The following is a 7,588-nucleotide window of genomic DNA, read 5'->3' on the forward strand; positions in this document are numbered from 1 at the left end:
GCAACATCACCGCGGATATGTTCACCTAAACCGCGCCAGCTCCGACGGTTGTCGGAGCTGGCGCGGCCAAACCACTCCAACAAACGACGCATACCATACCGGGCGCGGTTTAGGCCAAAAGATCGCTCAAGATCTCGGGGCACTCGAGTAGGGGATTATGGCCGACGCCGGGCAGGACATGCAGTCGCGTCGCGGGACGCCGGCGTAAGACCTCCCGAGCGATTCCGAGAAAGCGCGCATCGGAAGCCCCGACGATCCAGGTTAGATCTCCCGGAAAGGCCGTCAACGCTCCCCAAAGGCTCGGCATGCGCCCGAGTCCGTGCTGCTCGAGAGATGCCGCAAGTCCCGTCGGGCGTTGGCCTAAGCGCCGCCGACGCTGCCGCGCCAGCGCCGCGCTCGGCAAACCGGCCTGGGACGCGAACAAGGGTTGTGACTCCCAAGCCGCCACGAACGCCTCGATTCCGTCGTCGCGGAGCCGTCGGATCCACGCCCGGTCAGCGGCGAGCCGGTCGGCACGCTGGGATGCGTCTTCGAGACCCGGATGGGCGGAGATGATGGTTGCACGGCGAAAGCGTTCCGGGTCGAGCGCCATCAAGCCGAGCGCGAAACGTCCGCCCAGGGAGTAGCCGACGACCTCGTCGACGCTGTCCGGAAGGGCGCCGAGGATATCGCCGATGCTGTCTTGGAAGGGCCGAGCGGGCGCCGAGTCGGCGCCATGTCCGGGCAGGTCAATAGCGAGCGCATGGCCTTTCAGGCTCGGGCAACAGGCCCACCAATCCTCGCCGCTGCCGGTAAACCCGTGCAGCAGCAGGATCAGAGCGTCGCCTCGGCGATACGGGCCTCGCGGTCTTTGTCGCGCTCGATCAGGGCGTAGGCCGAATGGTTGTGGATGGACTCGAAGTTTTCGGCCTCGACCACGTAAGCGGTGACGCGGTGATCCTCGTTCAGTCGCGTGGCGACGTCACGCACCAGGTCTTCGACAAACTTGGGGTTGTCGTAGGCATGTTCGGTGACGTACTTCTCGTCGGGTCGCTTCAGCAGCCCGAACAGCTCCGAGGATGCCTCCGCCTCGACCATCTCGATGAGCTCCTCGATCCAGATGTGACTCTGCGAGCGCACCTGCACCGTCACATGGGAGCGCTGATTGTGCGCACCGTAGGCCGAGATCTTCTTGGAGCAGGGGCAGAGGCTGGTGACGGGCACGACGACCTTGATCTCCAAGCTCGGGAGGCCCTCTTGAATCTCGCCGATGAAGGTGACCTCGTAGTCGAGGAGGCTCTCCACGCCGGTCACGGGCGCCTTCTTGTTCACGAAGAAGGGGAAGCGCATCTCGATGTGACCGGCCTCGGACTCCAGACGCTGCGACATCTCGGTCAGCATCTCCTTGAAAGAGGACACGCCGATCTCGCGCTCATGATTGTTCAGAATCTGCACGAAACGGGACATGTGGGTCCCCTTGAAGTCGTGCGGCAGGTACACGTACATGTTGAAGTTGGCGACCGTGTGCTGCTCGGTGCCGCTGCGATCGCTCACACGCACCGGGTGGCGGATGTCCTTGATACCCACCTTGTCGATGGCGATCCGGCGAGAGTCGGCGCTCCCCTGGACGTCGGCGATTTCGGGTGCGGCGCAGCAGTTGGGCTCGAGCACTTGCTCCATGATGTGACTTCTCTCGATGGATCGTCTTTGGTGTCAAACCCGAGAATTGGGGGCTGAGGCGGACAAGACAAACCGGCGCGGCGTGCCCGCACCGATCTTCGGCGTCGATCTTTGGTGGGGTCGCCTTTGCGGAGACGCTGCATGCCTCAGTGTTTGCGACCGATCAGTGCTTCCGCGATCCAGCGCAGGGGCTCGGCTCCGGATGAAAAAACCTCGATGCTCTCGAGCGCATCGGCGATCAAGGCGGCGGCCATCTCCTTGGCTTCGGGCAATCCGACGAGGGCCGGGTAGGTCGCCTTCTCCAAGACCTGATCGCGACCGGCCGTCTTGCCGATCAGATCGGTGTCGCCTTCCACATCGAGCACATCGTCCTGGATCTGAAAGGCGAGACCGATGCATTTGGCATAGCGATCGAGACGCTCGGCATGGTCCGGGTCCGTTGCCTCGTGAGCGAGGATGCCCATCTGCACGGCCGCTCTGATCAAGGCGCCCGTCTTGTGGATGTGGATGTGCTCGAGCATGGCGACGTCCAAGACGCTGCCCTCGGCGGCCAGATCGAGTGCCTGTCCGCCGACCATGCCGCGTGCCCCGCTGGCACGCGCGAGGCTTGCGACCATCGCGATGCGCTTCTCGGCATCCAGTCCGGGCGACTCGGCCAACGCCTGGAAGGCAAGGGTCTGAAGCGCATCGCCGGCCAGGATCGCCGTCGCCTCGTCGAAGGCGCGATGACAGGTCGGGCGCCCGCGCCGCAGATCGTCGTCGTCCATCGCCGGGAGGTCGTCGTGGATCAAGGAGTAGGCATGGATGAGCTCGACCGCGCAGGCGGGGCGGTCGAGCAGGGCGGGATCCACACCGAGTGCCGCCCCGGCGGCATAGGCCAAGAGCGGACGGATGCGCTTGCCGCCGCCGAGGACCGTGTAGCGCATGGCCTCGTGCAGCCGAAAGGGCTGCACGTTTGCATGCGGCAGAAGCGCGTCGAGCGTGGTCTCGACGCGGGCGCTGCAGCGCGCGCGAAAGTCGTCCAGAGTGGCGTCAGTCATTGGATTCGAAGGGCTCTAGATCGGAGCCGGATTCGGACCGGGGTCCGGCATCGGGCCGAGTGTCGGTGAGGATACGCACGCGTTGCTCGGCCACATCCAGCGCCTGTTGGCAGGCACGGGTCAGGCCGATACCGCGCTCGAAAACGGTCAGTGACTCTTCGAGACTCATCTCGCCCTTCTCGAGGGCATCGACGATGGATTCCAGCTCGGCGAGTGACTGCTCGAAGGAAGGCGGGGGCGGAGCGACTGGCTTTTTCATGCGCTTGAACCGCGTCCTGAATGAGTACCGATGCTTCGTTGGATAACGCCGCTCGGTTGAATCCCACGGGTTCTGGCCGGACGCGGTTCGAGGTCTTTCGGAGGTGGATTTAAATTACCGCAGCTCCTCGAATGGGTCAAACCGCCCGACACTCATGCGCGACGGTTCTGCGCTATCATGATGACCAACAATGTGACCATTCGGAGCCGACCATGGGTGCAGTCAATCTGGCGGAAGCCAAAGCGCATCTGAGCGAGCTTGTGAGCAAGGCCCAGAGCGGCGAGGAGACCATCATCACCCGTCGCGGGCAGCCTGTGGCCAAGCTGGTCCCGATCGCCCAGCCGAAGAAGGCCCTGCGCTCGCTCGCGCAGTTCCGTTCCGGTTTGCCGCAGGCGGACAGACCGAGCGCTGAGCTGATTCGGGAGCTGCGCGACGAAGGCTTTTAAACCGCGCCCGGTGCGGTATGCGATGTTTTTGGATGGGATTGACCCCGGCAGACCTGACGTCCGCTGGAGCTGGCGCGGTTTAAGCGATTAAGAAATATATAATTTTAAACCGCGTCCCCGCCAAGGGCCCCGGATGCACCAAATGTCGAACTCACTTGAAAGTAAGCGACTCGCTCTGGACGCGGTTTAATGGTCTACCTGGATACCAGCTTCATCGCGCCGCTGGCCATCGCCGAGGAGACCAGCGACTCTGTCGAGACATTTGTCATGACACTGCTGCCGGGCGACCTGGCAACGAGTCTTTGGACCCGGGTCGAGCTGGCGAGTCTGATCTCGCGCAAGCGACGCATGGGCGAGCTGTCCGACACCCAGGCCGAGGCGGTTCGTCGCGAGCTCGCACGTCTTCTGGAAGAGTCGTTTTTGTTGCTTGTGCCGACCACGGCTGACTTTGCCCTTGCTGCGCGATACCTGGAAACGCCCGCGAGCGGTTTGCGCGCGGGCGATGCTCTGCACTTGGCGATCGCGGCGGGACAAGGCGCCGAGACGATCTTGACGCTCGATGCCGGATTCATTCGCGCGGGGAGACTTCTGCACCTGCCGGTCGCGCGCGGGATCATGCCTTAGGCCGGCCGGTGAGCAAGCAAGCCAGTCCCGTTGGTCCTCGCCCTCAAATTCATTCCAACCCGACCACGACAACAGACAGGATCGACCTACAACCCCCATGACCGGCCACTACGATGCCTCAGCCATCGAGGTCCTCAGCGGCCTCGACCCGGTGCGCAAGCGCCCCGGGATGTACACCGACACCACCCGTCCGAACCACCTAGCTCAGGAGGTCATCGACAACAGCGTGGACGAGGCGCTCGCCGGCCACGCCCGCCGCATCGATGTGGTGCTCTTCGCCGACGGCTCGCTCGAGGTGAGCGACGACGGGCGGGGCATGCCGGTGGATATCCACCCCGAGCAGGGTCTACCCGGCGTGGAGGTCATCCTCACCAAGCTGCACGCGGGCGGCAAGTTCAACGGCGACAACTATCGCTTCTCCGGCGGGCTGCACGGGGTCGGCGTGTCGGTGGTGAATGCCCTGTCTCAGCGCCTGGACGTCTGGGTCAAGCGTGGCGGTCACGAGCATCACATGGCCTTCGCCGGCGGGGAGAAGGCGAGCGACCTCGTTCAGCTCGGAAGCGTCGGACGCGGCAACACGGGCACCCGGCTGCGATTCTGGCCGGATCCCAAGTATTTCGACACGCCCAAGATTGCCACCCGTCCGCTCACCCACCTGCTGCAGGCCAAGGCCGTCCTCTGTCCCGGACTCGAGGTGCGCTTTCGCGACGAGGCGAGCGGCGACGAGCAGGTCTGGTGCTACCAGGACGGACTCAAGGACTATCTGCTCCAGGCGCTGAACGGGGTCGAGACCCTGCCGTCGCAGCTCTTCGTCGGCGACCTGGAAGGGACCAACGAGGCGGCGAGCTGGGCGTTGGGCTGGTTGCCCGAAGGCGGCGAGGCGGTCGCCGAGAGCTATGTGAACCTCATCCCGACGGTGCTGGGCGGCACCCACGTCAACGGATTGCGTACCGGTTTGACCGAAGCCGTGCGCGAGTTCTGCGAGTTTCGCAACCTGCTGCCGCGCGGCGTGAAGGTGGCGCCGGAGGATGTCTGGGGCCGGGTCAGCTACATCCTCTCGGTCAAGCTGATCGAGCCGCAGTTCTCCGGGCAGACTAAGGAACGGCTCTCCTCGCGCGAGTGCGCCGCCTTTGTTTCGGGCGTGGTCAAAGACGCCTTCAGCCTCTGGCTGAATCAGCATGTGGCCGAGGGCGAGCGGATCGCCGAGCTGGTCATCGGCGCGGCGCAGGCGCGACTACGCGCCGGTCGCACCGTGACCCGCAAGAAGATCACGCAGGGACCGGCCCTGCCGGGCAAGCTTGCCGACTGCACCTCGACCGATCCGGAGCGCGGCGAGCTCTTTCTGGTGGAAGGGGATTCCGCCGGTGGCTCGGCCAAGCAGGCGCGCGATCGCGAGTTCCAGGCCATCCTTCCGCTGCGCGGCAAGATCTTGAATACTTGGGAGGTCGATCCAGCCGAGGTTCTGGGTTCCCAGGAGGTGCATGACATCGCAGTGGCCATCGGCGTGGATCCGGGCAGCGACGATCTCGCGCGGCTGCGCTTCGGCAAGATCTGCATCCTCGCCGACGCGGACTCGGACGGCGCCCATATCGCGACCCTGCTCTGTGCGCTCTTTCTCCGTCACTTCAGGCGCCTAGTCGCGGAGGGACACGTCTTCATCGCCATGCCGCCGCTCTATCGCATCGACGTCGGCAAACAGGTCTTCTACGCCTTGGACGATAGCGAGAAGCGCGGCATCCTCGACCGCATCGAGGCCGAGAAGATCAAGGGCAAGGTCAATGTCCAGCGTTTCAAAGGTTTGGGCGAGATGAACCCTGGCCAGCTGCGCGAGACGACCATTCATCCGGACACCCGGCGCCTGGTTCAGCTCACGGTTGAAGCCGAAGACGACAGCAACAACCTCCTCGATATGTTGCTGGCCAAAAAGCGCGCATCCGACCGACGGGCCTGGTTGCAGGAGAAGGGCGACCTTGCCGAGGTCTAAACCGCGTCCAGAGCGACATGCGTCGTTTTCATTGTGCGTTGGGCTTCGGAGACATCCTCGATCCCAGTGAGACGCGGTTTAGAATCTAAATTTTTTAGTCTGTTAAACCGCGCCGGCTCCGACAGTCTTTGGAGCCGGCGCGGTCCGGACACTCCAACAAATGACGCATACCGCACCGGGCGCGGTTTAGCATCGTGTCGGTGCGATTCGACACTCCACTGCGGATGATTGAATGACGATGACACCATTTCGCCTCGGACATGCCGCAGATCCCGATTGGCGTCTGGCCGCCGATCGATGTCTAACGCAGATCGGGAGCGTGCCGAAGGAGGCGACGCTCGGGTTTTTGTATGTCACCGATGTCCTTGCCGAGGATCTCGATGAGATTCTCCGCAGTCTTCGCGCGGCCACGGGCATCGCGCAATGGGTCGGCAGTGTCGGTATGGGCATCTGTGCGACCGGGGCCGAGTACTACGAAGAGCCCGCGCTCGCGGTCATGCTCGGTGAGTTTCCGACCGAGGACTTTCGCGTCTTCCCGAGCCTGGTCGATGATCTCGATGACTTCGATCTACGTCACGGCGATTGGATGCGCAAAAACCCGCCTTATCTGGGCCTCGTCCACGGCGATCCCTCCAACGGCCTGACCGAAGCGCTGATCCAGCAGCTCGCACAGCGCACGACTGCAGGTTTCCTCGTCGGCGGGCTCGCCAGCGCGCGTGCGGACGCCCTGACCATCGCCGACGGCGTGACGCGTGGCGGTCTGTCCGGCGTTCTCTTCTCCGAACGGGTCGGGATTCTGACTCGGCTCAGCCAGGGCTGCTCGCCGATCGGACCCCATCACGTCATCACCGAAGGCCAGCGCAACATCCTGATGCGACTCGACAGCGAGCCCGCACTTGATGTGCTCAAGCGCGATATCGGCGAGATCCTGGCCCGGGATCTATCGCGACTGGGTGGCTACATCTTCGCCGGGCTGCCGATCCAGGGCTCGGATACCGGCGATTATCTGGTGCGTAATCTGGTCGGCATCGATCCCAATCACGGCATGGTCGCGATCGGAGAGCTGGTGGAGCCCGGACGCGAGCTGATGTTCTGCAGGCGCGATGCCGACACGGCCCGCGAGGATCTCGATCGGATGCTCCAAGGCATCAAGGACCGCCTGTCCGGTCCGCCTCGAGGCGGCATCTACGTCTCCTGTCTGGGGCGCGGGGTCAACCTCTTCGGCCCGGATTCAGCCGAGCTCAAGCAGATCCAAGCCGCACTCGGCGATGTCCCCATCGTCGGTTTTTACGCCAACGGCGAGATCTCGCAGGATCGTCTCTACGGCTATACGGGCGTCTTGACCCTCTTTACCTGAAGACGATCGATCGGATCGTCGGCGTGACGACCCTCGAGTCGGGCTCAGCGTAATCCCCCGCTGACGTAAGGCGATTTCCGCAAAACATACCCGTAGGTTGTGCTGACCGTCGGTTGTGCTTCGCACAGCTCGGCACAACAAACACGTAGGATGGGTAGAGCGAAGCGAAACCCATCCTTCCCACTCCAATCCCGCGGTCCTCGTTCCGTCTGGGTAGAG

Annotated in this window: 8 protein-coding genes; 4 read left to right on the plus strand and 4 right to left on the minus strand. The window is 63.7% G+C overall.

All coding sequences use genetic code 11. From position 1 onward, the window contains the following. Positions 1–109: 109 nt before the first annotated feature. From GPT33_RS15410 to GPT33_RS15425, 4 genes are all read right to left on the minus strand, one after another. Positions 110–817 carry an alpha/beta fold hydrolase gene (locus GPT33_RS15410; protein WP_363929417.1) on the minus strand — a complete coding sequence of 236 codons (708 nt, stop codon included), beginning with the start codon at positions 815–817 and terminating at the stop codon, positions 110–112. Continuing rightward, a complete protein-coding gene (folE2, locus tag GPT33_RS15415; RefSeq protein ID WP_296810522.1) occupies positions 814–1,659 on the minus strand; it encodes a GTP cyclohydrolase FolE2 in 846 nt (281 codons plus the stop codon). Before folE2 ends, GPT33_RS15410 begins: the two co-directional genes overlap by 4 nt. Positions 1,660–1,805: 146 nt before the next feature. Next, complete coding sequence (gene ispA, locus GPT33_RS15420; RefSeq protein ID WP_296810524.1) at positions 1,806–2,699, minus strand: (2E,6E)-farnesyl diphosphate synthase; 894 nt, start codon at positions 2,697–2,699, stop codon at positions 1,806–1,808. Further along, complete coding sequence (locus GPT33_RS15425; RefSeq protein WP_296810526.1) at positions 2,692–2,958, minus strand: exodeoxyribonuclease VII small subunit; 267 nt, start codon at positions 2,956–2,958, stop codon at positions 2,692–2,694. The genes ispA and GPT33_RS15425 overlap by 8 nt, the downstream gene beginning before the upstream one ends. A 212-nt stretch (positions 2,959–3,170) precedes the next feature. On the opposite strand from GPT33_RS15425, the gene GPT33_RS15430 reads away from it, so the two are divergent. From GPT33_RS15430 to GPT33_RS15445, 4 genes are all read left to right on the plus strand, one after another. Beyond that, positions 3,171–3,404: a type II toxin-antitoxin system prevent-host-death family antitoxin gene (locus GPT33_RS15430; RefSeq protein WP_296810529.1), complete on the plus strand. Its 234-nt coding sequence runs from the start codon at positions 3,171–3,173 to the stop codon at positions 3,402–3,404. A gap of 189 nt (positions 3,405–3,593) precedes the next feature. Beyond that, positions 3,594–4,028, plus strand: coding sequence for a type II toxin-antitoxin system VapC family toxin (locus GPT33_RS15435; RefSeq protein ID WP_296810531.1), 435 nt, complete (start codon positions 3,594–3,596; stop codon positions 4,026–4,028). Positions 4,029–4,125: 97 nt separating this feature from the next. After that, complete coding sequence (parE, locus tag GPT33_RS15440; RefSeq protein ID WP_296810534.1) at positions 4,126–6,012, plus strand: DNA topoisomerase IV subunit B; 1,887 nt, start codon at positions 4,126–4,128, stop codon at positions 6,010–6,012. 232 nt (positions 6,013–6,244) lie between these two features. After that, positions 6,245–7,369 carry an FIST N-terminal domain-containing protein gene (locus tag GPT33_RS15445; RefSeq protein ID WP_296810537.1) on the plus strand — a complete coding sequence of 375 codons (1,125 nt, stop codon included), beginning with the start codon at positions 6,245–6,247 and terminating at the stop codon, positions 7,367–7,369. The last annotated feature ends 219 nt before the right edge of the window (positions 7,370–7,588 follow it).

This window comes from Thiocapsa sp., assembly GCF_011390875.1.
Classification (GTDB): domain Bacteria; phylum Pseudomonadota; class Gammaproteobacteria; order Chromatiales; family Chromatiaceae; genus Thiocapsa.

Coding starts and splice junctions, on each gene's coding strand:
- folE2 (WP_296810522.1), bottom strand. CDS start 1,659: ATGGAGCAAGTGCTCGAGCCCAACTGCTGCGCCGCACCCGAAATCGCC.
- ispA (WP_296810524.1), bottom strand. CDS start 2,699: ATGACTGACGCCACTCTGGACGACTTTCGCGCGCGCTGCAGCGCCCGC.
- GPT33_RS15425 (WP_296810526.1), bottom strand. CDS start 2,958: ATGAAAAAGCCAGTCGCTCCGCCCCCGCCTTCCTTCGAGCAGTCACTC.
- GPT33_RS15430 (WP_296810529.1), top strand. CDS start 3,171: ATGGGTGCAGTCAATCTGGCGGAAGCCAAAGCGCATCTGAGCGAGCTT.
- GPT33_RS15435 (WP_296810531.1), top strand. CDS start 3,594: ATGGTCTACCTGGATACCAGCTTCATCGCGCCGCTGGCCATCGCCGAG.
- parE (WP_296810534.1), top strand. CDS start 4,126: ATGACCGGCCACTACGATGCCTCAGCCATCGAGGTCCTCAGCGGCCTC.
- GPT33_RS15445 (WP_296810537.1), top strand. CDS start 6,245: ATGACGATGACACCATTTCGCCTCGGACATGCCGCAGATCCCGATTGG.